General features: G+C 65.9%; 25 protein-coding genes. 12 read left to right on the top strand and 13 right to left on the bottom strand.

The genetic code is table 11. The annotated features are described in order from the left end of the window. Nucleotides 1-112: 112 nt before the first annotated feature. Genes DM868_RS01895 through DM868_RS01885 form a run of 3 tightly spaced genes read left to right on the top strand, consistent with a single transcriptional unit; the run spans nucleotide 113 to nucleotide 2,960 of the window. Nucleotides 113-772 (top strand): helix-turn-helix domain-containing protein, encoded by a 660-nt coding sequence (locus DM868_RS01895; RefSeq protein WP_137275165.1) that lies wholly within the window; start codon nucleotides 113-115, stop codon nucleotides 770-772. A 45-nt stretch (nucleotides 773-817) separates the two neighbouring features. Then, on the top strand, nucleotides 818-1,948 hold the full coding sequence (locus DM868_RS01890; RefSeq protein ID WP_137275164.1) for a 60S ribosomal export protein NMD3: 1,131 nt from the start codon (nucleotides 818-820) through the stop codon (nucleotides 1,946-1,948). Then, entirely contained in the window at nucleotides 1,941-2,960 is a 1,020-nt protein-coding gene (locus tag DM868_RS01885) for a class I SAM-dependent methyltransferase (protein ID WP_137275163.1), read from the top strand. The genes DM868_RS01890 and DM868_RS01885 overlap by 8 nt, the downstream gene beginning before the upstream one ends. Before the next feature lie 8 nt (nucleotides 2,961-2,968). Here DM868_RS01885 and DM868_RS01880 read toward each other — a convergent pair whose 3' ends face one another. Then, nucleotides 2,969-4,150 (bottom strand): MFS transporter, encoded by a 1,182-nt coding sequence (locus DM868_RS01880; RefSeq protein ID WP_137275162.1) that lies wholly within the window; start codon nucleotides 4,148-4,150, stop codon nucleotides 2,969-2,971. A 241-nt stretch (nucleotides 4,151-4,391) separates the two neighbouring features. Then, nucleotides 4,392-5,546, bottom strand: a complete 1,155-nt coding sequence (locus DM868_RS01875) for an outer membrane protein assembly factor BamB family protein (RefSeq protein WP_137275161.1) — start codon at nucleotides 5,544-5,546, stop codon at nucleotides 4,392-4,394. 167 nt (nucleotides 5,547-5,713) lie between these two features. On the opposite strand from DM868_RS01875, the gene DM868_RS01870 reads away from it, so the two are divergent. Together DM868_RS01870 and DM868_RS01865 are read left to right on the top strand one after the other, a co-directional pair. Then, a complete protein-coding gene (locus DM868_RS01870; RefSeq protein ID WP_137275160.1) occupies nucleotides 5,714-6,115 on the top strand; it encodes a 30S ribosomal protein S6e in 402 nt (133 codons plus the stop codon). Between the two features lie 66 nt (nucleotides 6,116-6,181). Next, complete coding sequence (locus tag DM868_RS01865; RefSeq protein ID WP_137275159.1) at nucleotides 6,182-6,634, top strand: DUF5807 family protein; 453 nt, start codon at nucleotides 6,182-6,184, stop codon at nucleotides 6,632-6,634. Nucleotides 6,635-7,321: 687 nt separating this feature from the next. Here DM868_RS01865 and DM868_RS01860 read toward each other — a convergent pair. Genes DM868_RS01860 through hisC form a run of 4 tightly spaced genes read right to left on the bottom strand, consistent with a single transcriptional unit; the run spans nucleotide 7,322 to nucleotide 10,114 of the window. Next, nucleotides 7,322-7,858, bottom strand: a complete 537-nt coding sequence (locus DM868_RS01860; RefSeq protein WP_137275158.1) for a multiprotein bridging factor aMBF1 — start codon at nucleotides 7,856-7,858, stop codon at nucleotides 7,322-7,324. Between the two features lie 59 nt (nucleotides 7,859-7,917). Next, nucleotides 7,918-8,547: a CDP-alcohol phosphatidyltransferase family protein gene (locus DM868_RS01855; RefSeq protein WP_137275157.1), complete on the bottom strand. Its 630-nt coding sequence runs from the start codon at nucleotides 8,545-8,547 to the stop codon at nucleotides 7,918-7,920. Then, complete coding sequence (locus DM868_RS01850; protein ID WP_137275156.1) at nucleotides 8,544-9,050, bottom strand: adenylate kinase family protein; 507 nt, start codon at nucleotides 9,048-9,050, stop codon at nucleotides 8,544-8,546. The genes DM868_RS01855 and DM868_RS01850 overlap by 4 nt, the downstream gene beginning before the upstream one ends. Then, nucleotides 9,047-10,114 carry a histidinol-phosphate transaminase gene (gene hisC / locus DM868_RS01845; protein ID WP_137275155.1) on the bottom strand — a complete coding sequence of 356 codons (1,068 nt, stop codon included), beginning with the start codon at nucleotides 10,112-10,114 and terminating at the stop codon, nucleotides 9,047-9,049. The genes DM868_RS01850 and hisC overlap by 4 nt, the downstream gene beginning before the upstream one ends. 100 nt (nucleotides 10,115-10,214) lie before the next feature. Between hisC and DM868_RS01840 the strand changes: the two genes are divergently transcribed. From DM868_RS01840 to mobA, 3 genes are read left to right on the top strand one after another with little or no spacing between them, the layout of a single operon-like run. Next, nucleotides 10,215-11,669 (top strand): NADH-ubiquinone oxidoreductase-F iron-sulfur binding region domain-containing protein, encoded by a 1,455-nt coding sequence (locus DM868_RS01840; RefSeq protein WP_137275154.1) that lies wholly within the window; start codon nucleotides 10,215-10,217, stop codon nucleotides 11,667-11,669. After that, complete coding sequence (gene fdhF / locus DM868_RS01835) at nucleotides 11,666-14,857, top strand: formate dehydrogenase subunit alpha (protein WP_137275153.1); 3,192 nt, start codon at nucleotides 11,666-11,668, stop codon at nucleotides 14,855-14,857. Before DM868_RS01840 ends, fdhF begins: the two co-directional genes overlap by 4 nt. Next, nucleotides 14,854-15,468, top strand: coding sequence for a molybdenum cofactor guanylyltransferase (gene mobA, locus DM868_RS01830; RefSeq protein WP_137275152.1), 615 nt, complete (start codon nucleotides 14,854-14,856; stop codon nucleotides 15,466-15,468). Before fdhF ends, mobA begins: the two co-directional genes overlap by 4 nt. 12 nt (nucleotides 15,469-15,480) lie before the next feature. On the opposite strand, the gene yqeC is transcribed toward mobA, so the two are convergent. Continuing rightward, nucleotides 15,481-16,203, bottom strand: a complete 723-nt coding sequence (yqeC, locus tag DM868_RS01825) for a selenium cofactor biosynthesis protein YqeC (RefSeq protein WP_137275151.1) — start codon at nucleotides 16,201-16,203, stop codon at nucleotides 15,481-15,483. Nucleotides 16,204-16,290: 87 nt separating this feature from the next. Between yqeC and DM868_RS01820 the strand changes: the two genes are divergently transcribed. Further along, on the top strand, nucleotides 16,291-16,749 hold the full coding sequence (locus tag DM868_RS01820; RefSeq protein WP_137275150.1) for a transporter: 459 nt from the start codon (nucleotides 16,291-16,293) through the stop codon (nucleotides 16,747-16,749). A gap of 13 nt (nucleotides 16,750-16,762) precedes the next feature. Here DM868_RS01820 and DM868_RS01815 read toward each other — a convergent pair whose 3' ends face one another. Together DM868_RS01815 and DM868_RS01810 are read right to left on the bottom strand one after the other, a co-directional pair. Continuing rightward, complete coding sequence (locus tag DM868_RS01815; RefSeq protein WP_137275149.1) at nucleotides 16,763-17,527, bottom strand: fumarylacetoacetate hydrolase family protein; 765 nt, start codon at nucleotides 17,525-17,527, stop codon at nucleotides 16,763-16,765. A 51-nt stretch (nucleotides 17,528-17,578) separates the two neighbouring features. After that, entirely contained in the window at nucleotides 17,579-18,016 is a 438-nt protein-coding gene (locus tag DM868_RS01810) for a GNAT family N-acetyltransferase (RefSeq protein ID WP_137275148.1), read from the bottom strand. A gap of 102 nt (nucleotides 18,017-18,118) precedes the next feature. Between DM868_RS01810 and DM868_RS01805 the strand changes: the two genes are divergently transcribed. From DM868_RS01805 to DM868_RS01795, 3 genes are all read left to right on the top strand, one after another. Then, nucleotides 18,119-18,844, top strand: coding sequence for a metal-dependent hydrolase (locus DM868_RS01805; protein ID WP_137275147.1), 726 nt, complete (start codon nucleotides 18,119-18,121; stop codon nucleotides 18,842-18,844). A gap of 91 nt (nucleotides 18,845-18,935) precedes the next feature. Continuing rightward, nucleotides 18,936-19,334, top strand: a complete 399-nt coding sequence (locus DM868_RS01800) for an OsmC family protein (protein WP_137275146.1) — start codon at nucleotides 18,936-18,938, stop codon at nucleotides 19,332-19,334. Between the two features lie 223 nt (nucleotides 19,335-19,557). Next, a complete protein-coding gene (locus tag DM868_RS01795) occupies nucleotides 19,558-20,004 on the top strand; it encodes a DUF5799 family protein (RefSeq protein ID WP_137275145.1) in 447 nt (148 codons plus the stop codon). A 30-nt stretch (nucleotides 20,005-20,034) separates the two neighbouring features. Here the strand turns inward: DM868_RS01795 and DM868_RS01790 are convergent, their stop codons facing one another. From DM868_RS01790 to DM868_RS01775, 4 genes are read right to left on the bottom strand one after another with little or no spacing between them, the layout of a single operon-like run. Next, complete coding sequence (locus DM868_RS01790) at nucleotides 20,035-21,015, bottom strand: isocitrate/isopropylmalate family dehydrogenase (RefSeq protein ID WP_137275144.1); 981 nt, start codon at nucleotides 21,013-21,015, stop codon at nucleotides 20,035-20,037. Further along, nucleotides 21,008-21,646, bottom strand: a complete 639-nt coding sequence (gene leuD / locus DM868_RS01785) for a 3-isopropylmalate dehydratase small subunit (protein WP_137275143.1) — start codon at nucleotides 21,644-21,646, stop codon at nucleotides 21,008-21,010. Before leuD ends, DM868_RS01790 begins: the two co-directional genes overlap by 8 nt. After that, nucleotides 21,643-23,067 carry a 3-isopropylmalate dehydratase large subunit gene (leuC, locus tag DM868_RS01780; protein ID WP_137275142.1) on the bottom strand — a complete coding sequence of 475 codons (1,425 nt, stop codon included), beginning with the start codon at nucleotides 23,065-23,067 and terminating at the stop codon, nucleotides 21,643-21,645. Before leuC ends, leuD begins: the two co-directional genes overlap by 4 nt. Further along, nucleotides 23,064-23,288: a hypothetical protein gene (locus tag DM868_RS01775; RefSeq protein WP_137275141.1), complete on the bottom strand. Its 225-nt coding sequence runs from the start codon at nucleotides 23,286-23,288 to the stop codon at nucleotides 23,064-23,066. The genes leuC and DM868_RS01775 overlap by 4 nt, the downstream gene beginning before the upstream one ends. Nucleotides 23,289-23,294: the final 6 nt, after the last annotated feature.

Below are 23,294 nucleotides of genomic sequence, written 5' to 3'. Positions count from 1 at the left end.
GAACCGGCCGACGGTGAGCAGTTCGGACGATCCGAACGCGGATGGGCCGATTCGCCACCGACGGCCGCAGACTTTTATCCGTTCGCGCCGATGCTTACGGCGACGCACCGAGATGTTCACCGCGACGATCCACTTCGAGCAACACCGCGAATGCATCCTGCGCCGGCTCACGGCCGACGCCGACGACCCCGTTCCGATCGAGATCGAGGAAGTTCGCGACGGCTCGGTCACGTTCGTCCTCCGGGCGGGAGCGGAGACGGACGCGAACGCCTTCCAGCGAGAACTGGAGGCGGCCGACCACGTCGAGCACGTCGATCGGCTCGACGAGACAAACCTGCTGGTGACGAAACCCTCCTGTGGAGCCTACTCGGCGATCTATCGCAACCACGGGACGTTGCGACGGTCGAACACCATCAAGGGCACCCACCGGGAGTACAACGTGTTGCTATTCCGCCGCGAGGACCTCAAGGCGATCATCGAGGACCTGTCGTCGTTCGGGACGGTGACGCTCGGAAAGCTCGAGGAGTTCGGCACGGGGCGAGAGCCGTCGATGACCGACCGACAGCGAACCGTGTTGGCCGAGGCGCTCGATCGCGGCTACTACGAGTGGCCCAGAGATATCAAGAGCGCCGAGCTCGCCGAGGCGCTCGACATCAGCCGGGCGACGCTGCAAGAGCATCTCCGGAAGGCCGAGCGGACGTTGCTCTCGACGGCGCTCGATCGGGACCGCGGGGTACGTGGCCGACGCGCCACGCCGAAGCGGCGGCGGTGAACGCGGTCCGGGCCGCTTAACAGCCTCGGGGCGCTACCGTGCGCAATGAGTTCCGGGTCACGATCGGGCGAGTTCTGTCCGCGCTGTGGCGACGAGATCGAGCGCGCGCCGGAGGTCGACCTCCCCGGCGGGCCGCGCGATCCCGACGCCGTCCTCTGTGACGGCTGTTACTTCGAGTCGTTCGACCTCGTCGACGCCCCCGATCGAATCGAGATCCGAGTCTGCAGTCAGTGCGGCGCGCTCCACCGCGGCAACCGGTGGGTCGATGTCGGCGCGCGCGACTACACCGAGGTTGCCGTCGAGGAGACGGCCGAGCGGCTGTCGGTCCACGTCGATGCCGACGAAGTGGAGTGGGGCGTCGACCCCGAGCAGGTCGACCAGAACACGATCCGGATGCACTGTCTGTTCGGCGGCCGCGTCCGCGAAACGCCGATCTCCGAGGAGGTGACGGTGCCGGTGTACATCGCGAGACAGACCTGCGATCGGTGCGGCCGCATCGCCGGCGACTACTACGCCAGTATCATCCAAGTTCGGGGGACGGACCGCGAGCCGACGCCCGAGGAGAACGACCGCGCGGTCGAGATCGCCGAATCCTACATCGCCGATCGGGAGGCCACGGGCGACAGAAACGCCTTTATTACGGAGACGACGCGAACCGACGACGGCGTCGACATGAAGATCTCGACGAACCAGATGGGCCAGGGGATCGCAAAGCGGATCGTCGCCGAGTTGGGCGGATCTGTCTCCGAAGCGCCGACACTCGTCACCGAGGATGGCGACGGCAACGAGGTCTATCGGGTGACGTTTACCGCACGATTGCCGCCGTACACGCCGGGCGACGTGATCGATCTCGACGACGACGGCGGTCCCGTGCTCGTGCGGAGCGCCCACGGCAATCTCAAGGGGACGCGGCTGGCGACCGGCGAGCGCTACGAGGCCTCGTTCGAAGAGGGGATCGACCCCGAAGCGCGCAAACTCGGCGAGCGCGCCGACGGCGAGGAGACGACGGTCGTGACGGTCGAAGACGAACGCGCCGTGCAGGTGCTCGACCCCGAGACGTTCGAGGCGAAGACGATCCCGCGTCCGTCGTATATGGACCCCGACGCCGACACGGTCAGAGTGTTCAAACACCGAAACGGGCTCCACGTCCTCCCCGACCCAGACGACGATGAGTGATCTGGCGGCGATCGTCCGAAAGTCGCGAACCGAATCGGTCGTCGAGTCGCTCCGCGCCGAGGGCGTCTACGATTCGAGTCGTCGGATCGAGCCGTACGACGACGACAGCACGGCGGTCCCGGTGCTGGACGCGCCGACCGAGGCCGAGATCGACGATCTCGTCGAGACCCACCTCCCGCCCCGCGAGCGCGGCCTCGGTGACCTCCTCAAAGCGCGCGGGACGGCCGACGACGTCGTCGACGCCGCGCCCTCGTCGTGGGCGGTGATCGGCAGCGTCGTGCTGGTCGATTTCGGCGACGTGTCCAACGACGAGACGATCGATCGGCCCGCTCGCGAGGCGATCGGCGACGCGCTCCTCGAACTGCACGGCGAGGCCGACACGGTGGTGGCGCGCGGCGGGATCGCCGGCACGCGCCGGGACCCCTCGGGGGAGGTCGTCGCCGGCGTGGGCGAAACGGAGACGATCCACACGGAACACGGCACGCGATACGCCCTCGATCTCGCCGAGGTGATGTTCTCGCCGGGGAACAAGGTCGAGCGCGCCCGGATGGGCGAGGTCGTCGAGTCGGGCGAACGCGTCTTCGACATGTTCGCCGGCATCGGCTACTTCGCGCTCCCAATGGCCCGCGCTGGCGCGTCGGTGACGGCGGCCGAGATCGATCCCGTCTCGTATCGCTGGCTCGTCGAGAACGCGCAGTTGAACGGCGTGACCGAGAACGTCCGCGCCGTGTTAGGCGACTGCCGGACGGTCGAGACGACCGCCGACCGGATCGTGATGGGGTACTACGAGGCCCACGCGTATCTGGAATCGGCGCTCGACGCGCTCGTTCCGGACGGGATCGTCCACCTCCACGAGGCGACGCCCGAGCCACGGTTTCCCGAGCGCCCCGTCGAGCGGCTCCGGACGGCCGCCGCCGCGGCCGGGCGCACCGTCGACGTGCTCGACACTCGGCAGGTGAAGACCCACAGCGCCGGCGTCCTCCACGGCGTCGTCGACGCTCGCGTGGACTAGCGGCCGAATTACCGTCGGACGGCAGCGGCGAACGAGGCGAGGCCAACGACAGCGACGAGCGCCGCGGCGGCGAACACGGCGCGGACCCCGAACGGCGCGACGAGAGGGCCGAACGCGACCGGCGAGACGAACTGACCGACGTAGCCGGCCATGGCGACGTAGGAACCGAACTGCCCCTGTTGTGCCGTGGGAGCCAGCGACTCGACCCAGACGAACGTCGACGGGAAGACGAGACCGATCCCCACCCCGATCAGGACGACGGGAGCGAACGCCTCGAGGGGGGATGCGACCACAGTTGCGAGCGCGAACGCGACGATCCACAGCCCGAACGCCGCCGCCACCAGCGGGTGGGCGCCGAACTGCCCCTTGAGGCGACCGTAGAGGACGCCCGCGACACCCCCCGCGATCCCGTTCGCCGAGAGATACAGGCCGATTCCGAACGACGAATCGATCCCGATCCCGGTGAGCAGCTGCGGGTAAAAGACGACGACCGCGTACAGAAGCGCATTCGCCGCGAAGTAGAGAAGATAGACGGCGAGGAGCGCGGGGCGACGACGGAGGACGCCGAGCGCGCCGGACCGCTCCGTCGCGGCGCTGAGTCCGTCGCCGTCCGTGGCCACGTCGCTCCCGCCCCGTCCGGTGTTCGGGATCGCCGCCAGCGCCACCACGCCGAGCGGGACCGCGAGGAGATACACCGCGAAGGGGAACTGCCAGGACACGACGCCCAGCGCGCCGCCGACGAGCGGCCAGACGGCCGCGCCGGCGCTGTTCGCCCCGCTCCGGAGTCCCAGCGCGCGGTCCATCCGATCGCCGCGGTACAGGTCGTAGATCAACACTGTGATCGCCGTGTAGACGAACGCGACGCCGACGCCAAGTATCGCTCGAGAGGCCAAAAGCGGGAGGAACGAGTCGATGAAGAGCCCCGCGCCGCCGCCGAGCGCGTAGATCCCGAGCCCGGCGAGATAGGGGCGACGCGGGCCGTAGCGATCGATGAGCGCGCCAGCGATCGGACTCGCCAAGACGATGAACGCGCCGTGCGTCGTGATGATGAGCCCCGCGAGCGATTCGGAGACGCCCACCCCGTCTTGGATCCCCGGAACCACCGGCCCCAACACCGCCCCGGCCATCACTGTCAGCGTCGCGGACGCGACGATCACCGGGAGCGTCGCTCGGGTCGGTCCGTCTCGCATCGATGGATCGTTCCGATGGAACGCCAAACCGCCTTTCGGTTCGGCCCGCCGGATTGAGCGGGGGAATTATATCAACTGGAGGAATACAAGGCGGTATGGACAGACAGAAGATTCTCGCTATTTTCTTCGCTCTGCTGATGGCGATGTGGCTCGTCGCGACGGCGGCGACGCTGTTGTGAGTACCGATTGCCGGGGGCGATGCCGAGGTCGGCTGGTGCCAGGATAGGTCGATCGAGTCGAATCAGTCGGTCGCACCGAGCGCATAGAGCCGCCCATCGTCGCTCCCAACGTAGACCGCCCCGTCAGCCACTGTCGGTGCCGATCGAACCGCATCGTCGGTCGTGAATCGCCACCGCTCGTTCCCGTCGCTCGCACGGAGCGCGGTTACGGTTCCGTCCGTTTGGCCGAAATAGATCGTTTCAGCGGTGATCGATGCGGGCGTGCTGACGGCGGCACCCACGTCGACCTGCCACCGTTCGGTGCCGTCGGTCACATCGAGGGCGTAGCACCGGCCGGCGTTCGCGTCGCTGCCGACGTAGACCGTCCCGTCCGCCACGGCGGGCGTCGCTGCGGTGCCGTTCGTTTCGACGCGCCAGCGTTCAGCCCCATCGGCCGTCGCCAACGCCGCGATCCGCTGGTCGTTGCCGCCGACGAAGACGGTCTCGTTGGCGATCGCCGGTGACGAGAGAACGGGTTGTTTGGTCTCGATGCGCCACCGTTCCGTCCCCTCGTCAACGTCGATCGCGTACACGGCAGCGTCCCAGCCGCCGACGAACACGGCTCTATCCGTCACGGCCGGTGAGGAAACCACACGGTACTCGGTCCGGAACTCCCACCGCGTCGATCCGTCTGCCGCCCTCAGTGCGTACACGCGGCCGTCGGTCGCTCGACTGGCGACGTAGACGACGCCGTCAGCGATCGACGGCGACGCGTCCACTGCCCCGTTCGTCTCGATGCTCCAGCGCTCCGTCCCGTCAGCGGCACCGAGAGCATACACTCGGCCGCCGCGGGTGCCGATATAGACCGTTCCGTCGGCGACCGCCGGCGAGGCGTACACGTCACCGTCCGTCTCGAACGACCACAGCGGTTCGCCGTCGACCGCATCGAGGGCGTACAGCCGGTTCCCGCCGCCGACGTAGACGACGCCGTCGACGACTGCCGGGGACGAGCGGACCTGACCGGCCGTCTGAAACCGCCAGCGCTCGTCGCCGACTCGTGGCCCAGCCGCAGTCGCCCGCCCGGTGTTCGAGCGGTCGTACTGAAACATCGGGACGTTCCCAATCCCCGGATCGAGCGGTTCCCGGCGGGGCTCGTCTCGGTCGTCAGCCCCGAGACAGCCGGCGAGGGCGGCGGACAGTCCCGTGGCGAGGCCCGAGAGCCACCGACGACGGTTCATCGAACGACCCCACGCATCGGCGATTGGCGTTGTGTCGTCTCCACGACGACTGATCGGGACGAAGCGGCATAAACGCTCCCAAGCGAGGCCCCGTCGATCCGGACGCTCCCGGATCGGCGTCCCGTCGTTTCAATACCCTTTTGCCGTCGCGCCCAGTTTCATCGCGTATGGCAGACTTCCAGGTCATCGTCGGCGACGACGACGGGACCACGTACTCGTTCGAGGTTGACGGACAGGACGCGAACCGATTCATCGGGCGATCGATCGGCGAGACGGTCGACGGCGACGCGGTCGGCCTGCCGGGCTACGAGCTCGAGATCACCGGCGGCTCCGATAAAGCCGGCCGACCGATGCACAGCGAGGTCTCCGGCGACAGGACGAAACAACTCCTCTCGACCGGCGGCATCGGTTTCAAACCGACCGTCGAGGGCGAGCGAAAACGAATCACCGTCCGCGGCGCGGAGGTCTCCGACGAGACGCGACAGATCAACGCGAAGATCGCTTCCCAGGGCGACGAATCGATCGAGTCGATACTCGGCGAGAACGAAGACGGCGGCGAGGACGAGTAACGCCGATCGTTATGTTCGATCGCTACACGGAGAGCGCAGCGTCCGCAGGCTCTGGGGGGAGTATCGATGGGTGACGAGGAGGGGGTAAACGAGGACCGGTATGCCGCGTTCCTCCGCGGGGAGCGCCCCGACGACATCCTGATCTACCTCCACGAGGAGGGCGTCGGATCGATCGAAGAACTGGCGGAGATCGGCGTTCGCGTCGACGACGGCGTCGTGTTGGTGCTTCCGGGCGACGACGGACGCGCCGCGTTCCAGCGAGCCACGGGCCTCGACGCGATGGATTTCGCCGGGATGGCGATGAACACGGAGGGCGAAATCGACGACGACTGCACGGGCGGGACGTGCCCCGACGCCGACGGCTCGGACGACCACTACGTCAAGTTCGTCTTCGCGTTCGTCGAAGAACAGAACGAGGCGGTTGGCGGAATCTACGCCGAAGGCGACGTGTGTCACGGCTACGCGGCCTGCGCCTGCGGGACGACCTATTCGGAGAAATCGGTGCTCGACGCGCAGTGAACTGACGGACGATCCCCCGAGGGGCGCCGTCGCCGCCCGGTTCACTCGGCGATCGCGGAGACCGCGATCAGGAGGCGACCGTCGCGATCGTCGTTGCAGGGTTCGCGATCGAGGAGCTTCGATTCCGTGTTGGATTTTCTGGTCGTCGCGACATGATCGCCAAGACGCCGAGGACGAGCCCCGCGGCGTTTCAATTCGGTGTTGTGTTAGACTCACCTGGGTCCGCTCGACATCAGCAGTCCCCTTTCACATCCTCTCCGCGCTGAAGGGCGGGGATTCCCTCGTGGGACAGCACGCCGGTCGTTCCTCCGTCCCCGAAGGCACTCTGACCGAGACCATCGAGGGCTCGGCTGTGGTTCGTGAGTAGTGCGTCGGGCCTCGTTTGAGGCGTGGTGTGCTTGGACATCCGCTTGTACCTCACTGGCCGTGCCATCGACCTGACTCGACCACGCTGGTCGAGTAGAACATCCGACGCAGGGTTGCTTTGTGCCAGTGGAGACCCCAATCCAACTCCAATTTTCGTCCGATGTGCTTACCCAACGATGTGCTGTCAGGTATTATAAAACTCGTGGAGAGCGTCCCTATCGTCGGATTCATCCCCGCGATAACGCACGGGGCTTTCTCCTCGATCCTCCGTAAATCCGGACGTGGACGACGTAGTGTTCGAGAACGAGGGGTAACCGAGTATCAGTCCTTTCGCTTGACGACGTCGCCGAGCGTCGTCCCGCTCGTCGATGACCCGGCCGACCACTCGGCATCGTCGTCGCCGGACCCCCCCATCGTGAGATCGATACCGAGTTCCCGCTCCAACTTTCGCTGGACGCTATCGCTCGGCAACACGTCGCCGCGTTCCAGTTTCCGAATGAGGCTCGCCTTTTCATTGAGCTGTTTTGCGAGCTCCTCTTGGGTCAGCCCCTTCGATTCCCGAGCCGTGCGAATCCGGTCGTCGTAATCCTGGACGACCTCGTCCATCTCGTCGAACATGTCTCGGCGCTGGCCGCTACCACCGCCGCCAGACGTCCCGGACGATCCACGCGACGACGCCGACGATCCCGACCCCGAGGAGGACGAGGTCGAGTACTTCGTCGACGACGACGACGGCTGCTCCGTCCGGACCTCCGTCCCGAAGTCGGCACAGTCGTCACACACCTCGAGTTCGGCCCCCTCGATCTTGACCGTCTTCGGCGACCCCGTTTCGGTGCCGCACATCTCACACTGGACCATATCTGGACTTACCGCGTCGGCACAAAAGGGTTTTCCGCCTACGCCGTCCGGATGCCGTCTCAATCCAGCGCGCGCATCGAACCGTAGAACCGCTGGAGCGCAGTCAAGTGTCCCACGGCCGCTAGGAAGACGAGGAGCCAGCCGACGAGCGTCAAGCCAGCGAACGTGGCAGTGAAGACGCCGGATACGGCCGTCACGACGCCGATGATCGCGAGTCGGTCCGCGCGACCGACCAGTCCGCCGTACACTCGATCGAGCCCGACGGCCTGCGCCTGTGTGCCGAGGTACGAGGTCATTAACACGCCCGTGATCGCGAGAAAGCCGATGAAGAACGATTCGATACCCGCCGCGAGCCCGGCGATGATAACGATGTCGGCGTAACGATCGAGGACGTGATCCAATAGGTCCCCCGACATCGAATCGGTTCCCTGCCGTCGAGCCAAGGCACCGTCGAGGAGGTCCATCCAGCCGTTCAGGAAGACGAAGAACGCGCCGGCGACGTAGAGAGTCGGTGACGGGTCGTAGCCTGAAACCGGTGTCCCGGCGGCGGCGTACGAACCGCCGGCGAGGACGGCGAACCCGAACGCGATAACGCTGATCCCGTCGGGCGTGAGACCGACACGATCCGCTCCATCGACGAAGGGTTCGAGCAGCCGCTCCGCCAGGTGGCGGAGTCCGTCGAGCGTCATAGATACCCGGTGAAATCTACCGTTCCGGCCGACGCCTCGCGTTCGCCGAGCAGCACGGCCTCGATCGACTCGGCGACCGACTCGGGCGATCGATCAGTGGTGTCGATCTCGTAGACTGAGTCGAGGCCGTGGCGATCGACCGCCTCCGAAAGTATCACGTCGATCGCTTCAGCTTCGGCGTTTTCAGCGGCCTTCTCCGCTGACTCTCCGCGTTCGAGCAGGCGCGATTCGAGTGCGTCCGGGCGACAGCGCAACACGATCACGCGGTCGGCGTCGAGATGGTGTGCGAGGTGGGACTCGACGAGCACGTCGTCTCGACCGGCGAGTCGATCGGCGACCGCGTCGAGATCCGCGATGAGACTTCCGCGGTCGGCGTCCGTGCCGCTCGTCAGCCCCTCGTCGCGAACGAGATCGTTCAGATTCACGACGTCGAGCGTGGCGTCGACGCGACCCGTCGCGGTCGTCTTTCCCACGCCCGGCGTGCCCGTGACGGCGACCCTCATACGAGGCCGTTGAACACCTCCACTGCGCGCTTCGTTTCCTCGCGCGTCCCGCAGGTGATCCGGACGCACTCGGGGAGCCCGAACGACGTCGTATCGCGGACAATAATCCCCTCTCGCTGGGCCGCCTCGGTCACCGCGCCGCCGTCACCAACCTCACAGAGAACAAAGTTCCCGGCACTCTCCCAGGTCGGCCCGTCGAACGTCTCGTAGATGTACGCTCTGGCCCACGCGGCCGTTTCGATGGTCTTTTCGATGTGCTCGTCGTCGTCGAGCGCGGCGAGGCCGGCCCGACAGGCGATCTCGGAGGCCGCGAAGGGCGTGTTGACGCGGGCGTACGCATCCGCCCACGCCTCGGGCACGACCGCAAAGCCGAGCCGGAGTCCAGCCAGCCCGTACACCTTCGAAAACGTCCGAATGACCGCGATGTCGTCGCGGCCGTCGATGAGTTCGATCGCCGAGGGTGAATCGGAGTACTCGACGTACGCCTCGTCGACGACGACGAGCGTCTCCTCGTCGGTGTCTGTCGCGATGGTCTCGACGTCCGAGGCGGACATCTCGCTGCCGGTCGGATTGTGCGGACTCGTGAGATAGACGATCCGTTCGCCGTCGTAGTGGTTCAAGACGGTTTCGGCCGACTGCTCGAAGTCCTCGGCCTTTCGGATCGGATACGTTCCCACCGATCCGTGGTGATACCGCGAGCTCATCCCGTAGTAGGCGAAACCGGGATCGGGGACGAGAACCCCGTCACCGGGGCGGATCATCGCTCGGGAGAGACAGTCGATGGCTCCGTCGCCGCCGTTGGCGAGCCATATCTGTTCGGACGCGACGTCGTGACGCTCGGCCAGCCGCGCTCTGAGATCTGCGGCCGAGGACTTCGGATAGCTGTGTACCGACGGCGCGCGCGCTTTGATCGCCTCGATCGCCTTCGGTGCGGGGCCGAAGGCGTTCTCGTTCGATGAGAGTTTTATTAGGTTCGCGGGATCGATGCCCAGCTCGCGGGCCACCTCCTCGATCCCTCTACCAGCCTCGTAGGCGACGTGCTCCGACAGATCCCGTGTGTGCATGGATTTAATAAGCGGGTCACAGGCCTTAAAACGTGCTCAACGAACCGAGAGCCAACCGTTCGGTGCCAACGCTTATCACTCGTCCATCTAACCGTCGGGTATGTCTGTGACGGGGGACGACTCCGCCCCGACGATCCGGGTGTCGGCCGACACGCCCGACAGGACTGTCGTTCTCGAGGCCGCCGAAGCGGCCGCCGAGGGCACGGTGTCGGTGCTCTCGGTCGGCCCGACCGGGTCGCCGAGTTCGCTGGGGCTATGTACGATCGACGGAACGACCGCGTTTCACGCGACCCCAACGCCCGAGGAGGCGTTCGACCTTGTCACCGCCCTTGCGGCTGGCGACGTGTCGACCGACGCCGCCGACGCGGTCGTCGAACACGATCCCGAAATTAAAACGCTCCCAGTTCCCGACTCGGGACCGCTCTCAGTCGGTACTCGGCAGATTCTCGGTCCGTGCGGGTGGATCGCCCCGACGGAGACGCCGCGACCGACCGCCGACGAGCACGAACCAGACACGATCCGCTCGCGAGTCACCGCGGCGGGGCTTCTCGGACGCGGACGCGCGGACGGAGCACGGGATGCGTCCGTCTCAGATCTGTGGGAACGCGCTCGGAACGCGTCGGGCGACCCGGTCGTCGTGGTACACGCGGCCGATACGGACGCCCCCGCGGACGAACTATTGTGTCAAGGGGCGGCCGGACACGTTCTGGACGCCGCGTCGATCGTCGCCGACGCCGTCGGCGCGCCGGACGTCGTCGCCCTCGCGAGCGACGGAGCGAGTGAGCCCCTCGACGCCGTCGAATCCGAGGTCACGATTCGGACCGCGCCGGCGTCCTTCCGCGTCGGCGAGCCGACGATGGCGCTCGAAGCGCTGGAGGGGAGCGACCGAATCGAAGCCAGACGGCGGCCGCCGGGGCCCGAGAAATGGGGCCTATACGGTCGGCCGACGATCGTCCACACGCCGCGGACGCTGTTACAGATCCGCGCGCTGCTGGCGGACGACACCGCCTCGGTCAGCGATACTCGGCTGTTCACGGTTCGAGGTGCCGTGTCGACGCCCGCGGCGGTCGAACTATCGTCGAATTGTCCACTTTCCGACGCGCTGGACGCCGTCGAGACGGACGGTGATCGGTACGTGATCGGCGGCCGCTTCGGCGGCGTGACGGAGACGCTCGACGTTCCGGCGAGCGCACCGGCGCTCGAGGCCGCGGACCTCGGAACGGAGGGCGTCATCGAGGTCCTCGCCCCCGACGACTGTGTCGTCGCGACGGTCGGGGAGCGCGCGGCGTTCGCCCGCGAGGAGAACTGCGGGCGGTGTGTTCCCTGTCGGGAGGGCTCGAAGCAACTGCACGGTGCGCTCCGTGAGATCTACGACGGCGACTTCGACGCCGACGGACTGCGGACGCTCGCCCGCGTCATGCGGACGACGAGCCTCTGCGCGTTCGGGGCGGCGGCCGCTCGCCCCATTCGAACGGCCCTGGACGCCTTCGAACCGGAGTTTCGAGCCCACGCCGAGGGACGCTGTCCGACGGGATCCTGTGAGGGGTTCAGATGAGCGCCGACGAGCCAGTCGACGCGCCGATGCCGGGCGTTCCGGAACTCAACGACTCCCGCTCGGGAACGCCGCTGACGGAGACGTTCCGGTCGGGGACCGCATCCGACCCGCCGCGGCCCGAGCGCCGGGACGACCGGCGTCCGGGAGCCGACGCCCCGGTCACGCTCACCGTCGACGGCGAGACGGTCGTCGTCCCGTCGGATGCGACGCTGCTGGATGCGATCGAAACCGCCGGACGAGACGTGCCCGCGCTCTGTCACTACGACCGCAACACCGAGGCCGCCGAGGAGATCGGCCCGCGATCGACCTGCCGAACCTGCGTCGTCCACCTCGACGGCGAGGGTATCGTCGCGGCCTGTTCGACCCCGGCGACGGACGGCGCGGTCGTCGACACCGAAGCCCCGGCGGCCGCGGAGGCGCGGTCGGTCAACCTCGATCTCGTCCTCTCGGATCACAACCTCCGCTGTACGACTTGCGGGAAGAACGGGCGATGCGAACTGCAGGACACGGCGATCGAGGCGGGCGTCTCACACCCCAGATACGGCGTCTTCGACGACCGCGACGCGTACGAACCGCTCGACGCGACGGCCGCGATCTACATTGACCGCAACAAGTGTATCCTCTGTAACCGCTGCGTCGACGCCTGCAACGACGTGCAGGTCGAGGGCGTCCTTCGCCTCGAAGGTTCGGGGGAGGACACGCGGATCGGCTTTCAGACCGACGCCGAGACGATGGCCGATTCGGAGTGTGTCTCCTGTGGGCACTGCGCCACGGTGTGTCCGACCGGCAGCCTCGTCGAAGACGGACTCGTCGACGCGACGACGCTGCCGCTGCCGGGATTTACGCAGCGAAATTCAGTCGGAAGCGAACTGCGGTCCGAGCGGGATCGAAAGCGAGACGCCGAGGCCGGCGAGCCGGCCCCTACCGGCGTCGCGGGATTCATGCACCGAGCGAAAGACACCGTGGGATCGATCGCCCGCGCAGCCGGCGATCGCGCCGTCAAAACGGGCGAACACGCCGCCGAGAGCGTCGCCGCCGATGTCTTTTCGGAGGGGATCCTCTTCGGGATCGCAAAGCGTGTCGGCGACGCCAGGCTGCACCGACTCGATCGGACCGAGACGACCTGCGGGTACTGTGCGGTCGGCTGTCGGTTCGAACTCTACAGCGACGACGAGCGGGTTCTCGGAGTGCGGGCGACCGATCCCGACGCCGCCCCCGCAAATGACTTCTCGACCTGCGTGAAGGGGAAGTTCGGCTACGGGTTCATCGAGCGGGACGACCGGCTCGACACGCCGCTGATACGCGACGGCGACGGCTTCCGCGAGGCATCGTGGGCTGAAGCACTCGACAGGGTGGCGTCGGAACTCGAAGGGGCGCGAGACGACTACGGTCCCGACTCGATCGCCTGCTTCGCCTCCTCGAAGTGCACGAACGAGGAGGACTACCTAATGCAGAAGTTCGCCCGCGCGGTGCTCGGGACGAAGAACATCGACAACTGCGCGCGGCTGTGTCACTCCTCGACGGTGGCGGCGCTCCTCGGTACCGTCGGCTACGGCGCGATGTCCAACAGCATCGAGGACGTCTCGAACGCCGACTGCTACCTGTTCTCTGGGACGAACACGACGGAATCACACCCCGTGTTGGCGACGAAGGTGAAACGGAACGTCCGCGACGGCGCGGAGCTCGTCGTCGTCGATCCGCGGAAGGTCGGGATCGCCGAGCACGCCGACCAGTACCTGCGACCGAAGCCCGGCTACGACATCGCCTGGATGAACGGGATGGCTCGCCACATCATCGAGGAAGGCCTTCACGACGCCGAGTTCGTCGAGGCGAACGTCCGCGACTTCGACGCGCTCCGATCGAAAGTCGAGCCGTTCACGCCTGAAGCGGTCGAGGAACTGACCGAGATTCCGGCCGACGAACTGACCGAGGCCGCGGAACGGATCGCGACCGCAGGTTCGGTCGTCTTCGGGTGGGCAATGGGGCTCACACAGCACTCTCACGGCACGAACAACGTCCGGGCGATGGCGAACCTCGCGTTGCTCACGGGCAACGTCGGGAAGCCAAACGCCGGCCTCTCGCCGTTCCGCGGGCACAATAACGTCCAGGGCGGCGGCGGGGACATGGGAACGCTGCCGAACACACTGCCCGGGTACCAGGACGTGACCGACGAGGCGGCGCTGGATCGGTTCGAGGACGCGTGGGGCGTTCGACCGCCGGACGAGGTCGGTCTGAAGGTCACGGAGACGTTCGAAGCGATCCACGACGGCGACGTTCGCGCCCTCTACGTGATGGGCGAGAATCCGGCGCTCTCGGAGCCCGATATCACGCACGCCCGTGAGGCGCTCGACACGACCGACTTCCTCGTCGTGCAGGACCTGTTCATGACCGAGACGGCTGAACACGCCGACGTCGTCCTACCGGCCGCCGCGTTCGCGGAGAAATCGGGGACGTTCACCAACACCGAGCGACGGGTCCAGCGGGTCGGCAAGGCGCTCGACCCGCCGGGAGGCGCGCGGCAGGACTGGGAGATCCTCCAGTCGCTCGCCGACCGGATCGACCACGACGGCGATCGTTGGGACTATCGGAATCCGACGGAGATATTCGACGAGCTGACCGACCTCACGCCGATCTACGGCGGAATGAGCCACGAACGGATCGAGCGCGAGGGCGGGATTCAGCGGCCCTGTCCGGACGCGGATCATCCGGGGACGCGGTTCCTCTACGGGGACGGCTTCAACTTCCCCGACGGGAAGGCGCGGTTCGTCCCCGCCGACATGGGCGAACCGGGCGAACTCCCCGACGAGGAGTACCCGCTGACGCTGACGACGGGGCGGCTGCTGTATCACTTCCACACGGGGACGCTCACCCGTCGCGTCGAGGAGATCACGGACCACGCTCCCGAGAGCTTCGTCGAGATCCACCCCGAGACGGCGGAGGCGTTGGGCATCGACGACGGCGAGACGGTCCGCGTCGAATCCGAGCGCGGGCACATCGACGTGCGAGCAACCGTCACGGATCGCCCCGGGGAGGGCGTCGTCTTCGTCCCGATGCACTTCGCAGACGGAGCGGTCAACACGCTGACCGGCGAGCGGTACGATCCGACGAGCGGGATCCCCGAGTACAAGATCGCGAGCGTGCGGATCGATCCGATCGAAGCCGACGAAGCCGGAGCAGACGGATCATGACTCGACGGAGTGGCGTAATCGTCGCCGGCGGACGGTCGGTGCGAATGGGCGAACCTGAAAAGACGGTCGTGAGCGTCGCCGGCACACCGTTGATACGACGCGTCGCGGATCGGCTGGCCGCGGTGACCGACGAACTGATCGTCAATTGTCGCGACGACCAGCGCGAAGCGATCGCCGAGGCGCTCGACGGACTCGACGTAGAGACGCGATTCGCCGTGGACGACGTTCCCGACCGCGGCCCCGTCGCCGGTATCGAGCGGGGGCTCGAAGCCGTCGAAACCGAGTACGCCGTCGTCGTCGCCGCCGACATGCCGTTTCTCGATCCCGACCTCATCACGCACCTCTTCGAGCGTGCGACCGGACACGACGTGGCCATCCCGCGGCCGGATGAGTGGTTCGAGCCGCTCCACGCCGTGTATCGGGCAGAACCGGCCGTCGAAGCGTGTGACCGAGCGTTACAGCACGAAAATCCGCGGATCATCGAGCCGATTTCGTCGCTCGACCGAGTGGTCGTCGCTCGCGATGAACTGCTCGAATACGGCTCACTCGACAGTTTCGACAGCGTCGACACCCCCGAAGACGTCATGTGGGCCGACGGTCGGCTGTCGTAGCCGCACGTCCGGCTATTCGACGACATCGACCGCTCGTCCTCGATCCATCCGTCCGAGTACGACCCGGTCGATCCGTGGGTGCGAGAGAAGCTCGGTAGCGACCTCACGCCCCGTCGATACCAGCGTCTCATCGTCGACCATGTTTATCAGCGGGACGACCCGAGCGTCCGACGGAACGTGTTTCAGACCGCCTCGATCGTGCGTCAACACCGTGACCAGATCCTCAGCACGAACCGACTCACCGACCGTTCGTCCGGTGATCGCCGCGACGCGCTCGGGGCGATGGACGCGCCGCGCGTCGAGTGACTCCCCAACGACTCGAGCGCTCGCGACCGGAATCACGAGGTCGGTCGTCGACGGGATCTGCGGCTCGTCGTCGTTGGGCGCTTTGAGCCACCGGGTTCGCGCTCCGTCAGCTTTGAGCAAAATGGGCGCGTCGGTCGCCGACGCAAGCACGTCGACTGTTTCGAGATCGTATCCGAGGTACCGCTCGCGGTCGTCGTCACGTCCGGGAACGACGCCGAGGGGCCACGCGTCGTTCGTCCGGACGGTTCGCGCGGGGTCGCCTGTGACCACGAGCCGCTCGACTCGATCGTCGAAGACGGGAATTCGGACCGTCGCGGTGACGACGGCGCGCTCCAACTCCGAGGCGAGCGCGTACAGCGTCGATTTCTTCCCGCCCGCTCCGACGATCGAGACGACGCCGCTCGGGCCGAACGCGTCCCGGAGGTCCATACCGAACGATGCGAACCGTCGCATAAAAGCGCCGCGGGGCGGTTCCGAGACGATGGCTTATAAGATGGTCCCGGACGCGGACCTCGTATGGTTGTAGATACTGCGATGTACACCGTCCACACCGCCTTCGCGGCGCTGTGGGCTGGATCGGTTCTGTTCGTCGCCGCGGCAGTGCTTCCGCTCGCGATCGACGGTGAGCTCTCCCCCGAGGCGTTCGGTGGGGTCGTCTCGAAGCTCCAGTGGGTCACGCGGATCAGCGCACTCCTGTCGTTCGTCACTGGCGGGCATCTCGCCGGCACCCTGTACTCGGCGGAGACGCTGACCGGCACGCCGAGCGGCTACCTCGTGTTGACGATGCTGGCGCTGTGGCTCGGTCTCGCTGCGCTCGTCGAGATCGGGAGCGCCAAGGCGAACCGCGGCGTTGCCGAAAAGAAGATCCGCGAGCCGGCGCGAAACGCCAGACCGTTCTACCGTCTCGCCGCCCTCTTTGCCGTCGGACTCCTCGTCGTGGCCGGACTGCTCGGTAGTCCCGCTCCGCTCTTCTAGCGGCCTGAGATGCTCAGGGAATTCGAACCTGATTTTCGAGCGTCCCGACGCCCTCGACCTCGATCTCGACTGTGTCGCCGTCCGCGAGCGGACCGACGCCCTCGGGCGTCCCCGTCGAGATGACGTCGCCGGCTTCGAGGGTCATGTACGCCGTGATCTCCTCGATCAGTTCCGGGACCGAGAAGATGAACTGGTCACGCGAGCCGTCCTGTCTGAGTTCGCCGTTGACGCGACAACGGACCGACGCGTCGTCCGGCACGTTTTCGGGGGCGGCGATGACTGGACCGATCGGTGCCGAGTCGTCGAACGATTTTCCCCTGACCCAGTTCGTCTCGCGCCGCTGGTCGTCGCGGTTCGAGATATCGTTGACGCAGGTGTATCCGGCGATGACGCCGTCGGCGTCGTCGGCTGAGACGTGCCGACAGCGCTCGGCGATGACGACGCCGAGTTCGGCCTCGTGGTCGAGCGTTTCGATGCCCGTGAGGAGTTCGACCGTCGACCCGTGGCTCGCGACCGCGTTCGGTGATTTGAGGAACAACAGCGGCCGGTCGGGGATCTCGTTGCCCATCTCTTCGGCGTGATCGGCGTAGTTCCGCCCGACACAGACGATCTTGGAGGGATCACACGGTGGGAGAACCTCGATCGACTCCATCTCGAACGTCTCGACCGCGTCCGTGACGCGACCTGTCCGGATCGGATCGGCACGGATCGTCCCGTCGTCTATCAGCTCACCGTATCGAACGTCGCCGTCCGGATCTCGGAAACGAATCTGTCGCATACCCGGGTCGACGGACGGCGCACTATAAGTACTCCCGGGCGACTCGACCAGTCACCGAAGCACCTTCGTCATCTCTCGATGCGGGATGCCGGCGTCCTCGAACTCCTCGCCAACCGTTTTGTACCCGAGTTCCGTGTAAAATGAGACGACCGGGACCTGTGCGTGTAACACGAGCTTCTCGTATCCGATCTCGCGCGCGGCGCGCTCGACGGCGCACATCAGATCGCGACCAATACCCTCCGCGCGACGCGCCTCGATGACGGCGACCCGCTCGATTTTGGCGGTCGAACGGTCATCCCCATCGTACCGACGGAGACGCGCGGTCCCGATCGGCTCGTCGTCGTCGTACGCGACGAAGTGCGTCGCTTCTGCGTCCATCCCGTCGAGTTCTCTGTGCTCGGGAACTCCCTGTTCGTTTATAAACACTGTTCGACGCACCGAGAGCGCGTCCTCGAGTTCGGCGTCGCTGTCGACCCGTCGTATTTCCATACGCGCCCTCTCGTGGTCGTCGGTTCTAACTCCGACGGTTACGCCCCGATGTACGGCCCGGCACCTACTATTAAGGCGATGTGTGGAGTAGTTCGGTCCGTGATGGAACTCACTTGGCACGGCCACTCAACGTGGTACGTCAGCGTCGATGGCACCGATCTACTCATCGATCCGTTCTTCGACAACCCGAAGACGGAGCTGGATCCGGACGACGTGGACGAGCCCGACTACGTCCTCTTGACGCACGGCCACGCGGACCACATCGCGGACGCGGACGCCTTCAGCGACGCGACGCTCGTCGCCACGCCCGAACTCGTCAGCTATGCGACCGACAACTTCGGCTTCGAGGACGCCGTCGGCGGTATGGGGATGAATCTCGGTGGAACCGTCGAATGCGGCGACGCGTGGGTCACGATGGTTCGAGCCGACCACTCGAACGGCATCGAAACGGATTACGAAAGCTCCGCCGGGATGCCGGCCGGATTCGTCATCTCCGATAAAAAGCCAACACAGGAGTCCGACCCCGATAGCACGGCGTTCTATCACGCTGGCGACACTAGTCTCATGGTCGAGATGCGCGAAGTCATCGGCCCGTTCCTCGAACCCGACTTCGCCGCGTTTCCCGCCGGCGATCACTTCACCATGGGCCCGGCGCAGGCCGCGATTGCGGCGGACTGGGTGAGTGCCGATTACGCCGCGCCGATGCACTACGATACGTTCCCGCCCATCGAGATCGACACCGAAGACTTCGAGCGGGAACTGAAAGCTGCCGGTGCCAAGGCGGAGCCCGTTATTCTCGACGGCGACGAATCGTTCACGCTCGAGTAGTCGGACGAGCAACGCGTCCCGTTGGCGTCGCGCGTCGATCGCGTCGATCCGGCGTATCTTTTTATGTGTTCGCCGAGCATAGACGGTTGCTATGGCCGATATCGAGACGACCACCGTCAACGAAGAGAAGTATCACGCACTGAGCCGAGCCGGCGAATTCGAGCTCAGCATCGACGCCACCGGGGGAGACGGGCCGACCCCGAACGAAGTGTTGGTCGCCGACTACGCCTCCTGTTTCTCGTTCGCCTGCAGAGCGGGGGCGAACCGACGGCTCGACATCGACCTCGGGAAGATCGAGACGTCCGCGGAGGCGGATCTCAACGACAGCGACGACCTCACCGGCATTCGGTTCCACATCTACGTCGAGGCGGATCTCACGGACGAGGAGGTCGACGACGTGATCGAACTCGGCGAGGAGATCTGTCACATCCACGACGCGGTGAAGGAGTCGCTTCACGCCGAAATAGAACTCACACCGGACGCGTTCTGAGCCCCGACAACGCACGGTCGCCCCTCGCGATCGGGTACTCCGTGAACGACCATTTTTATACCAAAACGCGGCCAGATCCGGTATGCCCGACTCAGCGGCTGTCCGACATTCGACCTAGCGTGGCCGTCGGACAGTCTCCGCGCCACCTGTTCGCCCACGATTCGCTCCGGTAGCTCGCTCCAGAGCGCCCGACTATAAGACCACGGGGGAACTACGCCGTCGTATGACCGATTGGCAGGACATGGTCGTCGGCGATCGGATGACCGTCGACGGCGAGTTCGCATCGCGGATCGAGAGTTCACCCTTTACCCGTCAGGAGTGGGGGCTCATCATGACCGCGACGACGTTCGAAATCGAGAACCCGGAGGACGAGGACGCGGCGGAGATCGTCGCCAGAACGGATGAACTCCGTGGGATGATGCCCGAAATCGAGAAGGTCGCGAACATGACCCCGATGGGAGCGCCGGAATCCGAATCCGGCTCCGATGGCATACTCGGATCGATCCGAGACATGCTCGGACTCGACGGCAACGGCGGCTCCGGCGGCGTCGACGAGGACCGGTTAGAGACCGCGAAGCGACTCGTCTCCGAGTATGCGGCCGAACTCCAGGCACACCTCGAATCGCAGGGTCGCTGGGACGAGGTTAGAGCTGCTGCAGCTGACGACTAGTAAGATCAGATCAAAAACGTCTTCGAACGTCTACAGCTGATCGACGATCGCCGCCGTCACGTCCGTCGTCGAGGCGTCGCCACCGAGGTCAGGCGTCCGCGGACCGTCGGATAGGACGCCTTCGACCGCCGCGGTGACCCGATCGGCGTCTTCACCGTAGCCGAGATGATCGAGCAGCATCGCCGCCGAAAGCACCGTCGCCGCGGGGTTCGCGATCCCCTGTCCGGCGATGTCGGGTGCCGAACCGTGAACCGGCTCGAACAGCGCGTTCTCCTCGCCGACGTTGGCGCTCGGAAGCAAGCCGAGGCCGCCAACGAGTCCGGCCGCGAGATCCGAAAGCACGTCCCCGGCGAGGTTCGGACAGATCACGACGCCGTACTCCTCCGGCCGGAGGAGGAGGTGCATCGCGAGCGCGTCCATGAGCGCGTCGTCGTACTCGTATCCCTCCTCCTCGGCGACGGCGACCGCACTCTCGAGAAACTGACCGTCCGTCATTCGCATCACGTTGGCCTTGTGCGCGACCGTCACGTCGTCGAAGCCGTTCGAATCGGCGTATTCGAAGCCGTACCTGGCGATCTTGCGCGACGCGTCGTCGGTGATGACGCGAGTCAGCGTCGTCACGCCCTCTGCGATCTCGCTCTCGATGCCGCTGTAGACGCCCTCGGTGTTCTCCCGGATGAAGACGAGATCCGTCTCCGGACGAAGCGAGTCGACTCCGGGGTACGCCCGGGCCGGCCGGACGTTCGCGAAGGAATCGACCGCCTCGCGTAGCGGCAAAATGACGTCCGCCGCGGTCTCGCCCGCCGCGCCAAACAGCGTCGCATCGGCGTTGGCCGCGAGTTCGTAGGTCTCCTCCGGAAGCGCCTCACCACGAGCTTCGAGGACCGCATCGCCCGCGTCGCCCTCGACGAACTCGAACTCGACGTCGAGCGCTTCGAGCACCTCAACGGCGGCCGGGACCACTTCCTGGCCGATCCCGTCACCGGGGATGACGGCTATCAGCTCAGTCATCGGCGGCCTCTTTGTTCACCTCGCTGCCGACGTACGGCAACGACGCCGCGGTCTTCTCGATGGCCTCCGTGTTAGATTTCATCAGCGCCGTCGTATCCCAGATCCCGTCGACGAGGGCTTTTCGCTGTGCCTCGTTGACCGTTACGTCGATCGTCTTCCCACCGTAGGTGACAGTCTCGTCCGCAACGTCGACCTCGATGGTCCCGTCCGGATTCGCTTCGATCCACTCCTGGAGCGCTTCGATGGTTTCGCTGTCGGCCGTGACCGTCGGAACGCCGAGCGCGAGGCAGTTGCCCGCGAAGATCTCCGCAAACGACTCGCCGATGATCGCATCGATGCCCCACCGAACGAGCGCCTGCGGGGCGTGCTCGCGCGAGGAGCCACAGCCGAAGTTGGCGTTGACGACCAAGACGTTCGCGTCCTGGTACTTGTCATCGTTGAACGGGTGCTCCTTCTGGTTGTCGTCGTGGTCGAATCGCTGATCGAAGAAGGCGAACTCCCCGAGACCGTCGAAGGTGACGACCTTCATGAACCGGGCGGGGATGATCTGATCCGTGTCGATGTCGTTGCCGCGGACCGGAATACCGCTTCCCTCGACGTACTCGACGCTCGGGATCTCGTCACTCGTCATGCTTTCACCTCCGCCTTCGGTAGTTCACGAACGTCCGTGACCTCGCCTTCGATCGCTGCGGCGGCGACCATGACCGGGCTCATCAGGACGGTGCGACCGTCCTTCGACCCCTGCCGTCCGACGAAGTTGCGGTTCGAGGAGGAGGCCGACGCCTCGTCGCCGACCAGCTGGTCGTCGTTCATGCCGAGACACATCGAACAGCCGGCGTCGCGCCAGTCGAACCCGGCCTCGATGAACACGTCGTCGAGTCCTTCGCGCTCGGCAGCCGCTTTGACTCGCTGGCTCCCCGGAACGACCATCGCCCGAACCGATTCGTCGACCTGCCGCCCCTCGACGATTTCCGCTGCCGCTCTGAGATCGGGCAGCCGCGCGTTCGTACACGAGCCGAGGAAGGCGACGTCGATATTGTACCCGTCCATCGTGTCGCCGGGTTCCACTCGCATGTGTTTCTGTGCGCGCCGAGCTGTCTCTTGTTTATCGGCCGGCAGGGAATCAGGTTCGGGAATCGGTTCGGAGATTCCGATACCCTGCCCGGGCGTCGTTCCCCACGTGACGACCGGCTCGATCTCCGAGCCGTCGATCGTCACCACATCGTCGTACTCGGCGTCGGCGTCCGAGGCGATCGACTCCCAGTAGGCTTTCAGCTCCTCGAATCGCTCGAGGTCGTCTTCGAACTCGTCTGTCTCCGCCAGCCACTCGTAGGTCGTCTCGTCGGGATTGACGTACCCCGCGCGAGCGCCACCCTCGATCGACATGTTGCAGATCGACATTCGACCCTCCATGTCGAGGTTCTCGATGGCTTCACCGGCGTACTCGTAGACGTATCCGACGCCGCCGTCGGTACCGAGGCGGCGGATGATCGTCAAGATCACGTCCTTCGCGGTGACGCACTCGCCGAGTTCGCCCGTGACCTCGATTTTTCGGACCTTCTTTTTGTCCATCGCGATGGTCTGGGTCGCCAATACGTCGCGGATCTGTGAAGTGCCGATCCCGAACGCCAGCGCGCCGAATGCACCGTGCGTCGCCGTGTGGCTGTCACCGCAGACGATCGTCATGCCCGGTTGGGTGAGCCCCTGCTCCGGGCCGATGACGTGGACGATCCCCTGGTTGCCGGTCGTCGGATCGTCGAAATCGATGCCCGCTGCGTGGACGTTTTCCTCGAGCTCGGCCATCATCTCCTCGGCCGCGTCGTTCGCGAACGGTCGGTCTCGGGCGTCGGTCGGGACGATGTGATCGACCGTCGCGTGCGTCAGATCGGGTCGAGCGACCTCGATATCGCGCTCGCGAAGCATGCCGAAGGCCTGCGGGCTCGTCACTTCGTGGATGAGGTGCAGCCCGACGAACAGCTGATCCTGTCCGTTCGGGAGCGTCGTCACCCTGTGGTTCTCCCAGACCTTGTCGTACAGCGTTCCCTCGCTCATTCGGACTCACCACGGTCGAACGTGCGTTGTACCCCGTCCGTCCCCTCGGCCGTCGTGTGGGGGACGTCGGCCAGCGTCTCGGATTCGTCGCTCGAATCGGCCTTACCGCCGTCGGCGGCGACGACTTTCCCGCGTCCGTACGTCTGCGTCTCCCCGAACACCTGTCCGGTGTACGGGTTGGTGTGGCTGATCTCTTCCAGTGTCTGTGAATCGTCTGTCATCGCTTG

This window comes from Natronomonas salsuginis (assembly GCF_005239135.1).
GTDB lineage: Archaea > Halobacteriota > Halobacteria > Halobacteriales > Haloarculaceae > Natronomonas > Natronomonas salsuginis.
Note: the sequence above shows the minus strand (reverse complement) of the source record. Positions and strands in the feature narration are given on the sequence as shown.